The following is an 18,597-nucleotide window of genomic DNA, read 5'->3' on the forward strand; positions in this document are numbered from 1 at the left end:
ATAGATGAATTTTTTTGCTTATCATCATTAATTTTATACACCATTTTATTAATGTATTAAACCTAACAATAACACTGGTGCATATCCTTATTTTAACCGTATAATACCCAGTAGATTTGCTTGTGAAATGAACAATAAAATAGTGTGTATTTATGGAATTACCGGAAAAAGTTGCTCTACTTGATTTTACCCAGCGCTGGATTGCTCAATTTGATGACGCTCCCAAAAGTGAAGAATTACACTCGTTACCCTCACCTTGCATTATAAAAACCGAAAATCTTGCTGTTTATTGGCAACCTTTTTTGCTTATTCCGCCAAGAGATTTAACCATCGTTGAACAAGTGGTTAATATCAAGATACATCCAAGTGCTCATATTTATTACGGCACACAATATGCGGCCAATATGACCGCCAAATTTGCTGATATTGAGCTAATTTTACTGCAACCATGGAGTGATGATGACTTCGCCAATTTAGAACAAAATTTAATTGCGCATCTATCTCAATTAAGAAAATTAAAACGTCAGCCAACCATTTTCATTGGTTCAACCGATAAAGATACGGAAATCATCGCATTAAATAACTTAACAGGAGAAGTGGTTAAAGAAGATTTAATAACCGGGCAGTTAAGTACGTTAACATCTGATTTAAAATCATTTTTTGAAAAATTGGAAATTAAAAACTGATAACTTGGGAGGGATAACCACTGTTAATGGTAAAATATTGCGCCAAAACAAGATTGCTAACCAAATTGTAACTTACCAAACAATGTGTATATAATGCATTGAGGGTCAGAAAAAGAAATAGGTACATTATGTTTGAATATTTATTAGCAGCACCTGCAGATCCCATCTTAGGTTTAGCGGATCTCTATAACAAGGACGAACGCACCAACAAAATCAATTTAAGTGTTGGTGTTTATAAAGATGAGACCACCAAAACGCCTATTTTAGAAAGTGTAAAAAAAGCTGAGCATCTAATATTAAATGATGAAACCACCAAAAGCTATTTACCTATCGATGGTCTTAATCCATTTAATAGTGCCACCCAAACTCTACTATTCGGTAATGAAAATCCACGAGCTCGAACCGCGCAAGCACCAGGAGGCACCGGAGCATTGCGTATTATGGCGGATTTCTTGTCGCGTCGTACCAAAGTAAAACGTGTCTGGGTAAGTAATCCATCTTGGCCAAATCATCGTAGTGTATTCCAAACCGCGGGCTTAGAAGTTCGCGAATATCGTTATTACAATGCGCAAACACGAAGCTTAGATTTTGAGGGATTAATCAGTGATTTAAGCCTAGTTGCCGAGGGTGAAGCGGTGTTATTTCATGGCTGTTGCCATAATCCAACCGGCATTGATCCAACACCGGAACAATGGCAAGCTATCTCAGAATTAGCGTTAAAAAACGGTTGGTTACCACTATTCGACCTCGCTTATCAAGGATTTGGTCAAGGGATAGAAGAGGACGTATATGGGCTTAGATTATTTGCCAATAGTCAGCCGGAACTCTTAATTGCCAGCTCTTACTCTAAAAATTTCGGTCTTTATAATGAGCGTGTGGGGGCATTTACGTTAATTGCTGCTGATAGCGAGATTGCTGATCGCGCCTTTAGTCAGGTAAAAACCATTATCAGAGCTAATTACTCCAATCCACCCGCGCATGGCGCTAAAATTGTCTCTTATATTTTAAATAATGAAGAACTAAAAGAAGAGTGGATTGATGAATTAACCAGCATGCGCCAACGGATACATCGTATGCGGCAGCTATTTGTTAAAACGCTACAAGACAAAGGGGCTAACCAAGACTTTAGTTTTATTACTAAACAAAATGGCATGTTCTCATTTAGTGGTTTAAATGAAGAACAAGTGCTTAAATTACGTGATGATTATGGTATTTACATTGTTAACTCCGGCCGAATTAATGTCGCTGGAATGACTATTGATAATATGTCGAGATTATGTGAATCGATTGTCGACGTTTTATAGTTGGTCATTTTAATAAACTTTTGTTTAATCTTGTCGAATACATTGGTAGTTAATCTACATTTTAGTCACCAATGTATTCAATTTCTTGAATATAAAAATCTGCTTAAAACCGCAATCAATATTAGGTGTTAGGCCCTGAATGGCTAGCAACCATCATTACATTCACGTTTAATAAAAAATTGATTTTTATTGACCTTTTTGACCTTTCCCACCTGCTCGACAAAATTTTTGCCAGTTCCCCATCTTTTTAAACAATAAATGAAGAATAGGGTTGCATTATTAATTCTATTATTCTTTTTAGTTATATCGATAGACAAACTAACTATTAGACGTTAATTCAATAATTAATAATAATTGCTAACGACATGGTATTTTGATTAAGGATGGTTTTGTGGCATCGCATATTTTAGATTTTTTAATTTTAGGCAACAATTTTGGTACTAGCGAAATGCGTCAGATATGGTCTGAGCAAAATCGTTTAGAGAAGCAAGTAAAAGTCGAAGTGGCTTTGGCAAAAGCACAAGGTGAATTAGGGGTGATTCCTGCTGAGATTGCTGATACCATTATTGCCAAAGCGGATGCATCAAAATTATCCCTTGAACAACTTGCCGAAGAGGCAGCCAAAGCCAAACATTCACTAATGTCAACCATCAGTGCCTTGCAAAAGCAAGTTGGCGACGCTGGTGAATACATTCATTATGGCGCAACCACTCAAGATATTGTTGATACAGCAACCGTCCTACAGATACAACAATCATTCGCTATCATTGAACGGGATACCAAATTAATTGCTAGTCAATTAAAACTGTTAGCAAAACAATATCAATATTTACCGATAGTCGGTCGTACCCACGGTATGCAAGCCTTACCAACCACATTTGGCTTTAAATTAGCGGTGTGGTTAGATGAGTTTGTTCGCCATTTACAACGTTTATCTGAAATTAAACAACGGGTTTTAGTGGGTAATATAAGTGGCGCTATTTGTACTTACGCATCAATGGGAGAACTCGGCCCACAAGTTGAGCAGCGAGCGCTAACGTTACTTGGACTCAATACACCCAATATAGGTTGGCAAGCAGCCCGCGACCGATTTTCTGAATATGCATCAGTGATAGCCCTTATTAGTGGCACACTTGGCAAAATTGGTAACGAATTTTACAACCTGATGCGAACCGAAATAAATGAGGTCGAAGAGCCGTTTTCCGACGGTAAAATTGGATCAACCACCATGCCGCATAAACGTAACCCTGCCGCCTTAGAGGGGTTGGCTAGTCTTACCGCCCCTTTATTGAAAAGTGTGGCGCTTATTCATGAATCAATGAAGGTTGAACATGAGCGTGATGCCATGAGTTGGCGTGCGGAGTGGATCGCGCTACCGGAAATCAATCTCTATATTTCCGCGCAACTGCAAACGGCTTTAGCCGTGTTAAAAGGTTTAAAGGTAAATGCCGATCAAATGTTAGCTAATTTAGCAAAACAAAATGGCTTACTGTTATCCGAAAAAATAATGTTTGAAATTGGCAAACGTCTAGGCAAACAAACCGCTCACCATTTAATTTATGAAAACGCTATGCAAGCATTTGAACAAAATCGACCATTTAAATCACTATTATTAGAGGATCCTCGTATAAATAATCACTTTACGGAATCTGAACTCGATAATTGGCTAAATCCAATTAATTATCTCGGCAGTGCAGCCGAAAAGGTTGAACAAGTCATCAAATATGCCGAGCAAAGCGGAGTATTATTATGAGCTTTCGCTTAATCAAGGGTTCCGATATTCGGGCATATCAGCAATTATTGCACCGTGCCTATCAAGCCACATCACAATTAGGCATTCATTTTGCTGCTGCCACTGTCGAACCAGAAGAAATCGCTCAGCATATTGATTCGAATGCCGTATATCTACTGGAAAAAGAGCAACAATTAATATCAACGCTTAGTATTCGTTTTCCATGGGGAAATAACCCAGGCCCTTATGGCTTACCGCATTTAGGCTGGTTTGCCACCGATCCAACTTATAAAGGGCAAGGCTACGGTAATGCATTATGGGATTGGGTTGAAAACGAAATTCTAATTAATCAACTTAAGCTACCGGCAGTCACTTTAGGTACAGCAGCCAATCATCCATGGCTAGCCAAATTATATCGCCAAAAAGGCTATCAACCAATTGGCCAAGCAGATTTAACTAGTGATCACACTACCCTTTATTTTGAAAAAATATTCAATCATCAAAACTATACCAATTGGATGAAGAGGAGTCATCGATAATGAAAAAAATCATAACGTGGTTTGCTGCTATTTTATTAACCAGCCTAAGCTTAATTGGTTGTGATGATCAATCTAACCATCAGGCAACTGAACAAAATATTATTAAAGTAGGCTCTACAGGCCAAAGCTATCCAAATGGTTATAAACAAGATGGTAAGTTAGTTGGATTTGATGTTGAGGTGACCGAAGCGATTGCCAATGAGTTAGGTTATAAAGTTGAATGGATAATTGCTGAGTTTGGTGGATTAATGGGACAATTTGACTCAGGCCGTTTAGACACCGTGGCTAATGCGGTGGCGGTAACTCCCGCGCGTCAGGCTAAATATGATTTCTCCGAAACTTATAGTTTTTATGGCAGTCAAATTGTTACTCATAAAGACAATAACAATATTAATCAGTTAACTGATTTCAATGGCAAAACTATCGCCGGCGTACTTGGTTCAAATCATATCAATAACCTAAAAAAAGCATTTCCAAATAACGAAATTACCATCAAAACTTATGAAACCCGAGATGGTGCAATGCATGACGCTGAATTTCAACGCGTCGATGGTTATGTCAATTCCAAACCCATTTTATTGGCCGAGATCAAACGAAAAAATCTACCATTTAAGCTAGTTGGCGATCCTATTACGATTGAACAAGTTGCCTTCCCTTTTAATAAAGATGAAAAAGGCCAAGCTTTACGCGAAAAATTTAACCAAGTGATCGAAAAATTACGTGCTAATGGCACACTGAAAAATCTGTCGATTAAATATTTTGGTGAAGATATTACCTCATGAATTTTAATATAAACTATTTTTTTAGTGTATTTCCGCAGATATTACCTTATCTGCCGGTTACACTTTTTATTGCCATCGTTTCAATTCTGTTTGCCATTATATTGGGACTTGCCATCGCGCTCATTCGAAACAATCGGATTATTATTATTGATTCTTGTTTGGCACTGTTTATCTCGTTATTTCGTGGTATTCCATCCGTTGTTTTACTGTTTATTATTTACTATGGTTTACCACAAATATTTCCAATAATGAAACATATGGGGGCAACTACCGCGGCAATCATCTGTTTTAGTTTAAAATATTCGGCTTATTTAGCCGAGATCTTTCGTGCAGGTTTAGCATCGGTTGATCATGGACAAAAAGAGGCAGGATTAACCTCAGGGTTAAGTACCATTCAGGTTTATCGTGGCATCATATTACCGCAAGCGATGATCAACGCCCTACCGAATACCGGTAATATGTTTATTTCACTACTTAAAGATTCATCTGTAGCTTTTTTTGTCGGCGTACAAGAGCTATTAGCGGCAGGAAAAATGTTAACCGCAAATTCTTTCCTCTACTTTGAAACTTATTTAGCCGTCGGTATTGTTTATTGGCTAACGGTTGTCGCCTATTCATGGTTACAAAAGCAGCTAGAACGAAAACTGACTAAACCATATCATCGTTAAGGAGAGCATGATGATTAATGTATCTCATTTATCTAAACGATTTGGCAATCATGAAGTATTAAAAGAAATAAATCTCAGTATTAAACAAGGTGAAGTAGTTGCCATTATTGGGCCGTCAGGCTCTGGAAAATCAACTTTATTGCGTTGTCTTAATTTACTTGAAAAGCCCAATAGCGGTACTATTGCTATTGATCAAGTCATACTTAATAGTCAACATTACAACCATAAACAAGAAACCAATTTACGCAAACAGTCGGCAATGGTTTTTCAACACTATAATTTATTTAAAAATAAAACCGCATTAGAGAATATTACTTATCCCTTAATAGTCGGTCAAAAAATGGCTAAAGATAAAGCCAAACAGTATGGGTTATCATTATTAGAGCGTGTTGGCATGTTAGCTTATGCTAATCAATACCCAATCACCTTATCAGGAGGACAACAACAACGAGTTGCCATTGCCAGAGCTTTAGCGGTAAGACCCAAAGTGTTATTATTTGACGAACCAACATCAGCATTAGATCCCGAGCGAGTACATGAAGTTCTGCAAGTGATGTTAAAACTGGCTAAAGAAAATATTACCATGTTGATAGTAACCCACGAGATGGAGTTTGCCAAATATGTCGCCGATCGTATCATTTTTATGAGCAATGGTATTATTGTAGAGGAAGGGCAAGCAAAATCATTAATTGATAATCCACAACATGAGTTAACCCAACGCTTTTTACGGCAACTCACTGATGAGGTGGATTTTGAGATTTAACCTTACCTTTATAAAATGGTTAAGTTGTTTATCCTCACTATCCAATCTCAAGCATTAAAGCGTTTGCCAATGTGATAACAGTAATTGTTTAATATCCATACCATTGGCTAACGCATGAATATCGGTCAGTAACTGTTGTGCTTTAACGTCATTTTGCAATGCCGTAAATAATTTGGCAGCTAGCTCTTGTTGACTATAGGGATTTTTCGGTGAGCCTTTCGGGACATCTATTCGCTGGCTAATTTTTTGGTTATTATCAAAGACAATTTCAATAACCACATAACGCTTATTATATGCATCCGGATGCGGAGGTAATTGGATATCATAACTACGCTGCATTTTTTGCATTAATTTTTGGATATTTTCAGCTATTGGTGTTGCACCAAATTGTTGAAAATCGATCGGTATACCCAATAAAATCAATGCCAAAATATATTCTGCTGAAAAACGCCCCTGCTCAGCTAATAATGGCGTTTTATAGATCAGCGCGGCATCACTATTAACTGGGGCAAAGAAAAGGGTAATATGCTTAATATTATCCACATTAAATTTAGGATGCTTATACAGTAATTTACCAGCATCAGCAATATATGAAGCCGCAGAACAATATGAATAAGTTTTAAACCATAATCCTGGCTGGACAATCTTCCAAGGTTTTGCCCAACCAGTTAAATCTAAATTATCATTACCTTGGCCATAGATAGCTAAAAAACCTAAATTATCATCAAGAAAATCTTTATCTGCCGAAATGCCTGCTCTTAGCCAGTCAATGGCTTGTATAGCATGTTGTGCCGCCAATCCTGCGTGCAAAAATTTTATCGGGGTTCCCATCAATAAGCGCATACCTGATGCTTGTGTAGCGGCTAACGTTAATGCTTGAGCAAGAAATGGCTCATCATATAAATAACCAATCGCAGCTGTTGCCGCAATTCCACCTAAAGTGACTGTCGTATGCCAACCTTTTTCATAATGCTTAGGGTTGACACATTGCCCCAATAAGGCCATAACTTCAATACCAATTACATAGGCTGTTAAAAACCGTCGCCCATCTAACTGGCTTAATGAATCATCTAAGCGGATACTCGCAAATAACGCCGATAAAATAACCGCTGATGGATGACCGCGTATATCTGAATGCACATCATCATAATCCAAACAGTGTGCCTGAAAGCCATTAAATAATGCTGCTTGGCGACGGGTAGCTAATTCCTTTTGGCCGATTAACCAAGCACGGCTATGGCCGCCTTCGTCATTAATCCAAGTCAACAATTTCTTAACATTCGCCTCATTAGATGCCTGTAAACTACTAGCAAAATAGTCAATAAGCCCATTAATTGCGCAATCAAGGAGTGACTGTTGCGCAATAATTGGCGTATTTTTTATTAACAAACTCAATTGCTGGCCTAGATGCATGACAAACTCTCATAAAAATCGCAATAATATGTTGAGCGAATAGTGGATAACAAATATACATCTTAAAGATTATATCGTTATATAACAATAACCCGAAATAATCATTATTTACCAAGCTCGGTTAATAAGCTTTTTTATGTGCTAAAATGAGCCTACATTTTAACATCACCTAAAAATAGATCTGATTATGTCAATATGTTATATTGCTTTAGGCAGTAATCTTAACGATCCACTAGCACAAGCCCATCAGGCTATAGCTGCGTTAAAACAATTACCGAATACCGAAGTTTCTGACGTTTCACCGTTTTATCGTAGTAAACCTCTCGGACCGCAAGATCAAAACGATTATCTTAATGCAGTCATCAAATTAACCACTTCACTTACACCTATAGCGTTATTAGATGAGCTGCAAGCGATAGAAAAATCACAAGGTCGAGTCCGTAAAGAAAATCGCTGGGGAGCAAGAACATTAGATTTAGATATCTTGTTATATGATAATTTAATGATAGATAATGAAAGATTAACTATTCCTCATTATCATATGAAAAATCGAGAATTTGTGCTTTACCCTTTATTTGATATCTCACCTGACCTTATATTACCTGATAACGATAAACTTTTTAATTTATTAACAAAATGTCCAATGAATGGAATGAAAAAATGGCATGAATAATTAATCTTATTAATAACATATAGTTGTAAATTTTTGCGGTTTAATGGTAAAAAAAATAATAAAAAAAATTTGCCAACGGCTAAATTATTGCTATAGTTTACCGCTCGCAAATAATCTGTACTTAAGGGGATTGCTGTGAAACAGGAACAAAAAGTAAATACATCTTCTCTTAGCCTGCTTGCTATTGCTGGGCTTGAGCCTTATCAAGAGGCAAAAGATGAGGAGTATATGAATCCTAAGCAATTAAAACATTTCAAACTTATCTTAGAAGCATGGCTGTCACAGTTACAAGGTGAAATGGGTAAAACAGTTTCTCACATGCAAGATGAGGCTGCAAATTTCCCAGATCCGGCTGACCGCGCTACTCAAGAAGAAGAGTTTAGCTTAGAATTAAGAGCGCGTGACAGAGAACGCAAATTGATCAAAAAAATTGAAAAAACATTAAAGAAAATTGAAACCGATGATTTTGGTTTTTGTGAATCATGTGGTGTTGAAATTGGTATTCGTCGTTTAGAAGCAAGACCGACAGCTGATTTATGTATTGATTGCAAAACATTAGCTGAACTTCGTGAAAAACAAATGGGTATGTAGATTCCATTTAAACTGTCATTTTATTCAATACGCCCATGCAATATATTGGTCGTTTTGCCCCCTCACCATCTGGACCATTACATTTTGGTTCGTTGGTGACGGCTCTCGGTAGTTACCTACAAGCCAAAGCCAATTTTGGTAAATGGCTTGTTCGCATTGAAGATATTGACCCACCAAGGGAAGTAAAAGGCGCCGCATCGTTAATATTAAAAGCCTTAGAGGCTTTCGAGCTGTATTGGGATGACCAAGTTTTATATCAATCAAACTGTAGTCAGCGGTATCGATCCGTTTTAGCATCATTACTTTCTAAACAAGAAGCTTACTATTGTGATTGTACTAGACAAAGAATTCATAACCTTACCGATCGTATATATGATGGCTTTTGTCGTGAGCGACATTTAGCGTCGAATAGCCCACAACAATGTGCTATCCGACTAAAGCAAAATCAGCCAATTTTTTCCTTCGATGATAAAATTCGAGGGCAACAAACCATTGATTCCGCTAATGCTTTAGAGGATTTTATTATTCATCGCAAAGATGGGCTATTTGCTTATAATTTAATTGTGGTGTTAGATGATAATTATCAAGGGATCACCGAAATTGTTCGCGGTGCTGATCTACTGCCGGTAACTGCTAAACAGATCTCACTTTATCGATTATTTAATTTCACCATACCCAATTACTGCCATTTACCATTGGCTTTAGATAGTCATGGTAACAAGCTGTCAAAACAGAATCATGCTAGCCCAATTGATAGTAAAAAAGCGAATTTATTAACCGCACAAGCATTACAATTTTTAGGTCAACAATTGCCAGACAATTGGCAAGATGCCTCACAAACACAGTTATTAGCTTGGGCTACAACTCATTGGCAAATTAACCAAGTACCGAAACACAACAGAGTGTTAACCTCCGATATAGGATAAATTAGGTGTAATGCCCAGATTATGCTCATGTAATAAATGTTTTTCCGGTTTTACTGATAGCGAAGCTAATACTCGTGCCTTAAGTTGTGCTTTCTGTTCTGGACTGCTTAGCAAATCTCGTAAATCAACTGCGGCATCACCAAACAGGCAATAATGAAGTTTACCAAGCGATGAAACGCGCAATCGATTACAACTTTTACAAAAATCCCGCGAATAAGGCATAATCAGACCAATTTTACCCTGATAATCACTATGGGCATAAACTTTAGCCGGACCAGATAACGCCTCTTTTGACTGTAATTGCCAACCTTGTTCAATAAGTTGTGCTTCCATCCTCTGACCGGCTAAATGATAACGATTAAATAACTCACGGCTCTCCGTTGTCTCCATCAGTTCAATAAAACGTAATTCAACCGGACGATGTTTAATCCAAGTTAAATAATCAGCCAGATGATCATTCATATTTCTCAGCAAAACAGTATTAATTTTAACTTTATTGATGCCAACTTCTAATGATTTGTCAACGCCTTGAATCAACTCAATAAGTCTATCTTGACCGGTTATCTGTTTAAAAACATAAGGAGAAAAACTATCAATGCTAATATTAATAGCATTAAGTCCTGCTTGTTGCCAGCTATCTACATTTTTTAATAACCGTGAGCCATTGGTCGTAATTGCCAATTGTTTAATACTCGGATAAGCCGAAATAATTGACAAAATATCAATAAAATCTCGACGCAACGTCGGTTCACCGCCAGTTAAGCGAATTTTATGTACGCCAAGTTCAGTAAATGTTGACACAACATTGTTAATTTCATTTAACGATAGAAATTGATGATCTTTATTAGGTCGATACCCATTAGGTAGACAATACTGACACTGAAAATTACACAGTTCAGTAAGCGATAAGCGTAAGTATTGAAATCGACGTTGATAATTATCGACTAATTGCATATATGTAATGAACACCTTATCCAAATCGGGAAGCATAGCCATTTCTGCGCTATACCGCGGCTAAATCACCATATGAATAACATTATCACTTAGGCAAAGTAGCTTCAGAGTTTAGTTTAGTCTAGCATAGCGTTTATTTTTTGACTATGGACAATTATTTAATATCAATCTAATAAAAAACAATTTATTTTTTTACCTAAGATTCGACTTTTTCATTACCATTCTCGGTACGGATAACGTTCAGCCAATCAGGTAATATCCTTTTTTAGCTGACTGACCGTTCCTCTGAGTAAACAAAAATCCATTTTCATTGATAACACAATTTCTTCATGACTAAAATTAAGATAATTTTATACTAGATTTATATTTAAATCATTGTTAAATATCATGTTGATAAAATTGGATAAAAGAAGAACAATTGTATTTTTTCATTTGGAATCAATTAAATTATTTATAAATTAGGTTGGGATAGTTACAAAAATTAGCTTACAAGAAAGTGATATTGACTACGGATAACACAAAATAACCATAAAAATAAAATTAATAATTGATTGATTATTATATATTATTTAATATATCTCGCTATTGGATTAATTTTTAAACTAACTTATCATTTGTCTAAAAAATGGGTTGTTTGTTATTTATATGGAAATAACATAATGAATAAAATTATAATTTTATCTGGCTTAATACTTTTTTCTATTCCATCACATAACGCTTTTGCCGAAACGATATCGCAAACAGTGTGGTCATTAGCAATGAATAACAATGATGGTGATGCCCAATATAAAATTGCTCAAGCTTATAACCCATCCATTAGCAATTATGATTGGGATTGTCGCCCTCATCAATTTTATCTTGAAGTACAAAATAAAAAATTAAGAGGATGTCAAAATAAATCTGACGACAAATATATTGAATTCTTAACCAAAGCAGCCAAAAACTCACATCCAAATGCACAAACAAATTTAGGTATTGCCTATATTGAAGGTAAATCAGTTACTAAAAATATCCAAAAAGGATTGTATTGGTTGGAAAAAGCAGCTAAAGCGGGAGCTTATGTAGGCAAAGCACAATATTTTCTCGGTAACCTCTATGAAGAGGGTTTAGAGGTTAAACAAGATTATACTAAAGCAATTAAATATTATGAACTAGCAAGCAGTAGCAGAGATTGGGGACATAATGGTAGTGCACAATATGAACTCTATTGGTTGTATAAATATAAATTAAATGATCCCGTAAAATCTTTATACTGGCTTGAGCAATCTTTAAAAAAAATGGATGATAAAAGAGCATTAAAGCTAACATATGAATTAATTGATTATTTCTTAGATGGTGGTCAAGCAGACGGTACAAAATTAGAACAACCCAATTATTTATGGGCTGCTAAATATCTAATGTTTTTTGTTAATTGTAGTGGCATAGAAAAAAGTATCAGACAAAAAATAGCTTTTCAATTAGCTTGGTTTTACTTAAATGGTTTAGGTGTGGAAAAAGATCCTGAAAAAGCTGCCATATACTATCATTTAGGTCTTGAACTTGGTAAAACATTTGAATCAATTGATGATAAATTAATGGGAAAAGAATTTTTACTGAATGTTATTAAACCCATTTATAAAAACAAGGATTTATACATAAGAGAATTTGACGAATTTGTACATACAGATCTTTATAATAAGAAAATGAAAACTCTCACTTTGGAGAATCAAGCCTATGCTACCAATGCAAGTAAATATGTTGCATTGGTATTTGGTGAAAATTCAGAAGATGAGGAAAGGTTTTATACAAAACTAATTGATCAAATACGATCTAAATATCCTATTGATTCAGATCAAGCTTGGATTATTTCTCCGGTATTAGCCCTAGCCAAAGAAAGGAAAATGGCTTATGGTTATTATCAAGATGCTCAAAGGATTAATGGAAAAACAATAGATCAATTAATTGAGCTTTACCAATCAGCTTTAAAACTTGAACCTAAAAACCCCAAAATTTTATATGGTTTAGGTACAGTATATGATTTTTTAAACCAGAAACCAAAGACCGCAATACCCTATTACCAACAAGCAGCAAATTCAGGATATATGCCTGCTCAATATCGTTTAGGTGTCATCTATTATAAAGGTAGAGGTGTTAAACAGAACTACCGAGAAGCTTGGCGGTACCTTAATTTAGCGGCTGAACAAAATTACGCTGCCGCCCAAAACTTTTTGATAACAATTGATAAATCTCATCCTGATTTTGACTGGTTGACTACGCAGTATATAGAGCATGAGCAGAATTACCGATCACCAACGGTTTTAGTTGATGGTGAAGATTGGTTAAAAGTTGAAAAGGAAAATAATCCAACCGCTAAAATTAATTATCGTTTGTTGAAGCATAACACACGTAGGTTTCAAAGTATGAGTTGCGATATAGTCGTCAATGCTGCTCTCGCAGGTGATATCTCTCTTCAACAATACTTTGTCGTCGAAGCATTAAATACTAAAGCACTTGTCTGTAAACTACCACAAGATCAATTTTTTACTTGGATAGACAACAGCAATCTTGAAGATGATAGAAAACAATTTTTAAAAGCACATTATTACATAGCTACCGACCAGTATGATGTAGAGCTAAAATCTTTAATCGATAAGCAAAATCAATATGCGATTATTGAATCAATAGATCGAGCTCGAGCTAATTGGCATTATGATAATAGAGATGAGGAATTGCTTTTAAGTTTAAAAGAACTATTAAAAACTGGTAATCAATACGCAGCTAGATTACTATTTAATTATTACTCATCCCAAAGTGAATATGTTGATAACGCCTATCAACGGCAAAAAATTACTCTATTAGTAAATGATTTAGATGATGTTACTAAATTTGGAAACTACCGCTCTTTTAATGTCTTTGCTTTATTTAATAGCTCACCTTTAACTCAACTTAAATATTATGAGCCTGTAAGCAGCAAAGAACTTTCATCTTCTGAAGTTTATAAAATCTGGTTTGAATTGGCCAATATGCATGAGGAAGGCATTGAAGTTCCTAAGAATAATAGTTTAGCTTATGTTTGGTATAGTCTATTATCAGAACATCAACAACCTCGAGCTGCAGAAAAAGCTGAAGAATTAAAACAGCAACTAACAGCAGAACAATTGACTCAAGCTAATAATCGGCTAGAACAATACAGTAAGCTATATCGTTTTATTCCAGTAACGCATTTGGATATACATTAAAAATTAAAATTTGATCACCAATAATATAGCAGCTTAATATCAGCAACTTAATACGGAATATAAAAGATGAATAAAACGATAGTTACAACAACTAACTCCCAAAAACGACGAAAAAAAATTGGGTTTCTTATTTTGATATTTATATTAATAATATGCAGTGTAATTTACTTATGTTATGGATCACTATCTTCCTCACAACCACAGATAGGTAAATATTTTAAGACAGAGAACAGGAACATGGATTTGGAATATAGTGAAAATTTTGAATGCATTATAAATATTAGATATGAAGGTCAAAAAGAAAGTGATACCTCTTTTTCTGTAAGATATGATGATGCTCAAGACAAACGCGAAAATTGCATACCTTTATCAAACAAATTATAGCAAATATAGGTAAATCATCTTACCTATATTTTTATTACAAATTCTAATAATATTGTGATTGTGTTAAGTAAAGTTTTTATCCACTTTACTTATTTAACTGGTTCAAGTATATATAGTCCTCTTGTCAATAAAACCGTCAAATGGAGGTTGTGATGATCACCCATATTAGCCCATTAGGATCAATGGATTTACTTGCGCAGGCTGAAGTTGATATTTTAAAGAAATCAGCAAATAGCGAACTTTATCAATTATATAGAAATTGTTCATTGGCTACTCTTAATGCGGGCAGTAAAACCGATAATACCCAAGAATTATTGGATAGATTTAAATCTTTCGAAATTAACGTTATCAGCAAAGAGCGTGGTGTTAAATTAGAACTGATTAATGCGCCCGAAAGTGCATTTGTTGATAAACGAATCATTCGCTCAATTCAAGCCAATCTGTTTGCTGTTTTACGTGATATTCTTTTTTTAAATGGCCAAATTACCGCAATTAAACATTTGGTACCCAATGAGAAGCTTGAAAAAGATCGCTCCTATTATATCACCAATCTGGTTTTTTCTATTCTACGTAATGCCAATGCGCTACATGTTGGTGAAGAACCTAACTTAATTGTTTGTTGGGGAGGTCATTCTATCAATGAAAACGAATATTATTATGCTCGTCAAGTTGGTATGCAACTAGGGCTACGTGAACTAAATATCTGTACTGGCTGTGGTCCGGGAATTATGGAAGCCCCGATGAAAGGTGCTGCTGTTGGTCATGCACAACAACGTATCAAAGATAGTCGTTTTATTGGTATGACCGAACCATCCATTATTGCCGCCGAACCACCAAACGCATTAGTTAATGAGCTGATTATTATGCCTGACATTGAAAAACGACTTGAAGCGTTTGTACGTATGGCGCATGGTATTGTTATCTTTCCTGGTGGCCCTGGTACCGCGGAAGAATTACTTTATATATTGGGGATTATGCTCAATCCTGCCAATAAAAATCAGACTTTACCAATTATTTTGACTGGTCCCAAAGAGTGTAAAGATTATTTTGCGGCGATTGACCAATTTATCCGTAATACCTTAGGTGAAGAAGCGACTAAGCTGTATGAAATTATCATTGATTCGCCGGAACAAGTCGCTCGCATCATGAAACATGGCGTAAAACAGGTGAAATCATCACGGTTAGCGACTGGCGATGCTTACGGATTTAACTGGTTACTGAAAATAGATGAAGCACTACAGCACCCATTTGAACCAACCCATGAAAACATGGCATCCCTCAATCTACATAAAGATCAACCTGTTGAATTATTAGCAGCTGATTTACGTCGAGCTTTTTCTGGTATTGTGGCCGGTAATGTTAAAGAGTTCGGGATGAAACAAATTGCTGAGCATGGCCGTTATAAATTGCAAGGTGATCCAGAAATCATGAAGCAGTTAGATAATTTACTGCTTAGCTATGTGAAACAAGACCGTATGAAGCTACCTGGAGGCAGTGCTTATCAACCTTGTTATGAAATTTGTTATTAATTAATCTTAATATAAAGCAATTACTCTCCGCCGATATCGAAATCGGCGGCATATTTAGCAGTTATAGCGCAAATTAAAAATTACTTAAAATATCTAACGCTTCTGCTACTTTCTTAACGGCAAAAATCTGCATATTTTCTGGTTTTTTCTTTGGCATATTGGCAATAGGTACAATTGCTTTTTTAAAGCCATGTTTAGCCGCCTCTGAAATACGTTCTTGGCCACTTGGTACAGGTCGAATTTCACCACCTAGTCCTATTTCACCAAAAATTACCACATCCTGTGGCAAAGGCCGATTGCGAAAACTCGATACCAATGCGGCAATTAATGCTAAATCGGCACTGGTTTCGGTTACTTTTACCCCACCGACAACATTAACAAAAATATCTTGGTCGGCCATTTGTAACCCCCCATGACGATGTAGAACGGCGAGTAAAAGCGCTAACCGATTTTGATCAAGTCCGACGGTTACTCGTCTTGGATTGCCATAAACCGAATGATCGACTAATGCTTGGATTTCAACCAGTAATGGGCGAGTTCCTTCCCATAATACCATTACCGAACTCCCTGATAAGATCTCTTCACCACGACTTAAAAAGATTGCAGATGGATTACTAACCTCTTTCAATCCTTGTTCTGTCATGGCAAACACACCTAGTTCATTTACCGCTCCGAAGCGATTTTTATGGCTGCGTAAAGTACGGAATCGAGAATCAGCATCGCCATCGAGTAAAATCGAACAGTCAATACAGTGTTCAAGGACTTTAGGCCCAGCCAGTGATCCATCTTTAGTCACATGGCCAACCATGATAATGGCAATTCCTTTGGTTTTGGCAAACCGGGTTAAATAAGCTGCTGTTTCACGAACTTGTGCCACACTACCCGGTGAAGATTGAATATCAGCAAGATGCATCACTTGAATTGAGTCGATAACCATTAATTTGGGTTGAGACTGTTCGGCCAGTAAACAGATCTGCTCAATACTTGTCTCAGACAACATATTAATATTATCAGTTGGTAAACCCAAACGGTGGGCACGCATCGCCACTTGTTGTAGTGATTCCTCACCAGTAACGTAAAGCGTATTCATTTGTGCCGAAAGTTTACTCATGGTTTGCAATAGCAAAGTACTTTTACCGGCACCGGGATTACCACCAATTAAGATAGCACTACCCGGCACCACACCACCGCCTAGTACTCGGTCAAATTCAGAAAAACCGGTTGAAAATCTTGGCAAGGCCTCAAGACTAATTTCAGATAGTTTTTGGATTCTAGTTTGCCCGGCGCCACCTGCATAACCGGTTAATCGATCATTACGTGACGAAGTACTCGCTAACCTTACTTCAGTAATCGTATTCCAAGCATGACAAGCACTACATTGACCTTGCCAACGAGGATAGTCCGCGCCACAATCATTACAAACATAAGCGCGCTTTACGGTTTTGGCCAAATTTTTCTCCTAACCTTCACTTAGTAAACTGGTTGATAAGATGCACCATAAACCAGTTAAATCGGCATAATTGATACTAATTCTTGCTTTTTCAACGACTTTAGGTTTGCCGTGATAAGCAACACCAAGTCCAGCAATTCTAATCATCATTAAATCATTGGCGCCATCACCTATTGCAACCGTCTGCTCAATAGGAATATCTAAAGAGGTAGCTAATTGTTGCAAGGTTCGAGCTTTATATTTAGCATCAACAATTTGGCCGATCACTTTACCAGTTAGCTTACCATTTTTAATTTCTAACTCATTAGCATGAGCATCTATTAGTTTTAGCTTCTGTTTTAAATGGTCGGCAAAATAGGTGAATCCACCGGAAACAATGGCAACATGCCAATTTTTTTTATGTAACTCCTTAACTAAATAAGTTAATCCAGGAGTTAATGGCAAGCCCTCTTTTACCTGTTCTAAAATAGTTTGCTCTGCACCTTTTAAAGTTGCCACGCGTTTGCGTAAGCTAGTGGCAAAATCGAGTTCACCGCGCATAGCAAGCTCGGTGACCGCGGCAACTTGTTCACCGACGCCCTGAAGTTTTGCCAACTCATCGATACATTCAATACCAATAGCCGTTGAGTCCATATCCATGACCAACAAGCCTGGAGAATGTAATGAAGGTAAATTATCAATTGGCGCAACATCAATTCCTAAGGTTAACGAAATCGATTTGGCTTTTTTCGGCATTACGCCAGCAATACGCACAATTTGATAGGTTTTAATTTTCCACGATGAAACCACTACCATCGGCATTGCAAGTTGTCTTTGAAATTTCGACAGTAATGTTTTGTTTAACTTTTTTCCATAAATAATCCAACCAGTTTTTCCGGCATTGTAATCTAATGGAACTACTTCACAACCATTTAAAGACAAAGGTAAACCTTGCCAATGTTGTATATTCTCTGGGAGATCACTATAGGTTAATGTGTAAGCCATA

Annotated in this window: 16 protein-coding genes and 1 riboswitch; of the genes, 12 read left to right on the plus strand and 4 right to left on the minus strand. The window is 36.4% G+C overall.

The features are described from left to right. Positions 1 to 152 precede the first annotated feature (152 nt). The 7 genes from syd (at position 153) to DKK79_RS12325 (ending at position 6,474) form a co-directional block, all read left to right on the plus strand. The gene (gene syd, locus DKK79_RS12295; protein WP_034883760.1) at positions 153 to 686 is read left to right on the plus strand and encodes a SecY-interacting protein; all 534 of its coding nucleotides are present in this window, start codon (positions 153 to 155) and stop codon (positions 684 to 686) included. Positions 687 to 814: 128 nt separating this feature from the next. After that, positions 815 to 1,990, plus strand: coding sequence for an amino acid aminotransferase (locus DKK79_RS12300; protein WP_110424337.1), 1,176 nt, complete (start codon positions 815 to 817; stop codon positions 1,988 to 1,990). Positions 1,991 to 2,381: 391 nt separating this feature from the next. Then, positions 2,382 to 3,743, plus strand: coding sequence for an adenylosuccinate lyase (gene purB / locus DKK79_RS12305; RefSeq protein ID WP_110424338.1), 1,362 nt, complete (start codon positions 2,382 to 2,384; stop codon positions 3,741 to 3,743). After that, positions 3,740 to 4,261 carry a GNAT family N-acetyltransferase gene (locus DKK79_RS12310; RefSeq protein WP_110424339.1) on the plus strand — a complete coding sequence of 174 codons (522 nt, stop codon included), beginning with the start codon at positions 3,740 to 3,742 and terminating at the stop codon, positions 4,259 to 4,261. The genes purB and DKK79_RS12310 overlap by 4 nt, the downstream gene beginning before the upstream one ends. Then, positions 4,261 to 5,043: an amino acid ABC transporter substrate-binding protein gene (locus DKK79_RS12315; RefSeq protein WP_110424340.1), complete on the plus strand. Its 783-nt coding sequence runs from the start codon at positions 4,261 to 4,263 to the stop codon at positions 5,041 to 5,043. The genes DKK79_RS12310 and DKK79_RS12315 overlap by 1 nt, the downstream gene beginning before the upstream one ends. Beyond that, positions 5,040 to 5,711: an amino acid ABC transporter permease gene (locus DKK79_RS12320; RefSeq protein WP_110424341.1), complete on the plus strand. Its 672-nt coding sequence runs from the start codon at positions 5,040 to 5,042 to the stop codon at positions 5,709 to 5,711. Before DKK79_RS12315 ends, DKK79_RS12320 begins: the two co-directional genes overlap by 4 nt. A 10-nt stretch (positions 5,712 to 5,721) precedes the next feature. Beyond that, positions 5,722 to 6,474 carry an amino acid ABC transporter ATP-binding protein gene (locus tag DKK79_RS12325; protein ID WP_110424342.1) on the plus strand — a complete coding sequence of 251 codons (753 nt, stop codon included), beginning with the start codon at positions 5,722 to 5,724 and terminating at the stop codon, positions 6,472 to 6,474. A 54-nt stretch (positions 6,475 to 6,528) separates the two neighbouring features. Here DKK79_RS12325 and DKK79_RS12330 read toward each other — a convergent pair whose 3' ends face one another. Next, complete coding sequence (locus tag DKK79_RS12330) at positions 6,529 to 7,887, minus strand: MmgE/PrpD family protein (protein ID WP_110424343.1); 1,359 nt, start codon at positions 7,885 to 7,887, stop codon at positions 6,529 to 6,531. 187 nt (positions 7,888 to 8,074) lie between these two features. Here DKK79_RS12330 and folK point away from each other — a divergent pair, with 187 nt between their 5' ends. From folK to gluQRS, 3 genes are all read left to right on the plus strand, one after another. Further along, positions 8,075 to 8,560, plus strand: a complete 486-nt coding sequence (gene folK, locus DKK79_RS12335) for a 2-amino-4-hydroxy-6-hydroxymethyldihydropteridine diphosphokinase (protein ID WP_034883769.1) — start codon at positions 8,075 to 8,077, stop codon at positions 8,558 to 8,560. A gap of 135 nt (positions 8,561 to 8,695) precedes the next feature. Next, complete coding sequence (dksA, locus tag DKK79_RS12340; protein ID WP_034883770.1) at positions 8,696 to 9,151, plus strand: RNA polymerase-binding protein DksA; 456 nt, start codon at positions 8,696 to 8,698, stop codon at positions 9,149 to 9,151. Between the two features lie 35 nt (positions 9,152 to 9,186). Beyond that, a complete protein-coding gene (gluQRS, locus tag DKK79_RS12345) occupies positions 9,187 to 10,077 on the plus strand; it encodes a tRNA glutamyl-Q(34) synthetase GluQRS (RefSeq protein ID WP_110424344.1) in 891 nt (296 codons plus the stop codon). On the opposite strand, the gene moaA is transcribed toward gluQRS, so the two are convergent. Further along, positions 10,057 to 11,031 carry a GTP 3',8-cyclase MoaA gene (gene moaA, locus DKK79_RS12350; RefSeq protein WP_110424345.1) on the minus strand — a complete coding sequence of 325 codons (975 nt, stop codon included), beginning with the start codon at positions 11,029 to 11,031 and terminating at the stop codon, positions 10,057 to 10,059. The two genes, gluQRS and moaA, sit on opposite strands and share 21 nt — an antisense overlap. After that, positions 11,028 to 11,153, minus strand: a riboswitch (molybdenum cofactor riboswitch). Its footprint overlaps the gene before it by 4 nt. 537 nt (positions 11,154 to 11,690) lie before the next feature. On the opposite strand from moaA, the gene DKK79_RS12355 reads away from it, so the two are divergent. Both DKK79_RS12355 and ppnN read left to right on the plus strand, forming a co-directional pair. Further along, positions 11,691 to 14,249 (plus strand): tetratricopeptide repeat protein, encoded by a 2,559-nt coding sequence (locus DKK79_RS12355; protein WP_110424346.1) that lies wholly within the window; start codon positions 11,691 to 11,693, stop codon positions 14,247 to 14,249. A gap of 536 nt (positions 14,250 to 14,785) precedes the next feature. After that, positions 14,786 to 16,162 (plus strand): nucleotide 5'-monophosphate nucleosidase PpnN, encoded by a 1,377-nt coding sequence (ppnN, locus tag DKK79_RS12365; RefSeq protein WP_110424348.1) that lies wholly within the window; start codon positions 14,786 to 14,788, stop codon positions 16,160 to 16,162. A 73-nt stretch (positions 16,163 to 16,235) separates the two neighbouring features. Here the strand turns inward: ppnN and radA are convergent, their stop codons facing one another. Then, complete coding sequence (radA, locus tag DKK79_RS12370; protein ID WP_034883774.1) at positions 16,236 to 17,612, minus strand: DNA repair protein RadA; 1,377 nt, start codon at positions 17,610 to 17,612, stop codon at positions 16,236 to 16,238. Positions 17,613 to 17,621: 9 nt separating this feature from the next. Then, positions 17,622 to 18,596: a phosphoserine phosphatase gene (gene serB, locus DKK79_RS12375; RefSeq protein WP_110424349.1), complete on the minus strand. Its 975-nt coding sequence runs from the start codon at positions 18,594 to 18,596 to the stop codon at positions 17,622 to 17,624. Between the last annotated feature and the right edge of the window lies 1 nt (position 18,597).

Origin of the sequence: Gilliamella apicola, from assembly GCF_003202915.1 — a bacterium.
In the GTDB taxonomy this organism is placed as follows: Bacteria; Pseudomonadota; Gammaproteobacteria; order Enterobacterales; family Orbaceae; genus Gilliamella; species Gilliamella apicola_Q.

Coding starts and splice junctions, on each gene's coding strand:
- syd (WP_034883760.1), top strand. CDS start 153: ATGGAATTACCGGAAAAAGTTGCTCTACTTGATTTTACCCAGCGCTGG.
- DKK79_RS12300 (WP_110424337.1), top strand. CDS start 815: ATGTTTGAATATTTATTAGCAGCACCTGCAGATCCCATCTTAGGTTTA.
- DKK79_RS12310 (WP_110424339.1), top strand. CDS start 3,740: ATGAGCTTTCGCTTAATCAAGGGTTCCGATATTCGGGCATATCAGCAA.
- DKK79_RS12315 (WP_110424340.1), top strand. CDS start 4,261: ATGAAAAAAATCATAACGTGGTTTGCTGCTATTTTATTAACCAGCCTA.
- DKK79_RS12320 (WP_110424341.1), top strand. CDS start 5,040: ATGAATTTTAATATAAACTATTTTTTTAGTGTATTTCCGCAGATATTA.
- DKK79_RS12325 (WP_110424342.1), top strand. CDS start 5,722: ATGATTAATGTATCTCATTTATCTAAACGATTTGGCAATCATGAAGTA.
- DKK79_RS12330 (WP_110424343.1), bottom strand. CDS start 7,887: ATGCATCTAGGCCAGCAATTGAGTTTGTTAATAAAAAATACGCCAATT.
- folK (WP_034883769.1), top strand. CDS start 8,075: ATGTCAATATGTTATATTGCTTTAGGCAGTAATCTTAACGATCCACTA.
- gluQRS (WP_110424344.1), top strand. CDS start 9,187: ATGCAATATATTGGTCGTTTTGCCCCCTCACCATCTGGACCATTACAT.
- moaA (WP_110424345.1), bottom strand. CDS start 11,031: ATGCAATTAGTCGATAATTATCAACGTCGATTTCAATACTTACGCTTA.
- DKK79_RS12355 (WP_110424346.1), top strand. CDS start 11,691: ATGAATAAAATTATAATTTTATCTGGCTTAATACTTTTTTCTATTCCA.
- ppnN (WP_110424348.1), top strand. CDS start 14,786: ATGATCACCCATATTAGCCCATTAGGATCAATGGATTTACTTGCGCAG.
- serB (WP_110424349.1), bottom strand. CDS start 18,596: ATGGCTTACACATTAACCTATAGTGATCTCCCAGAGAATATACAACAT.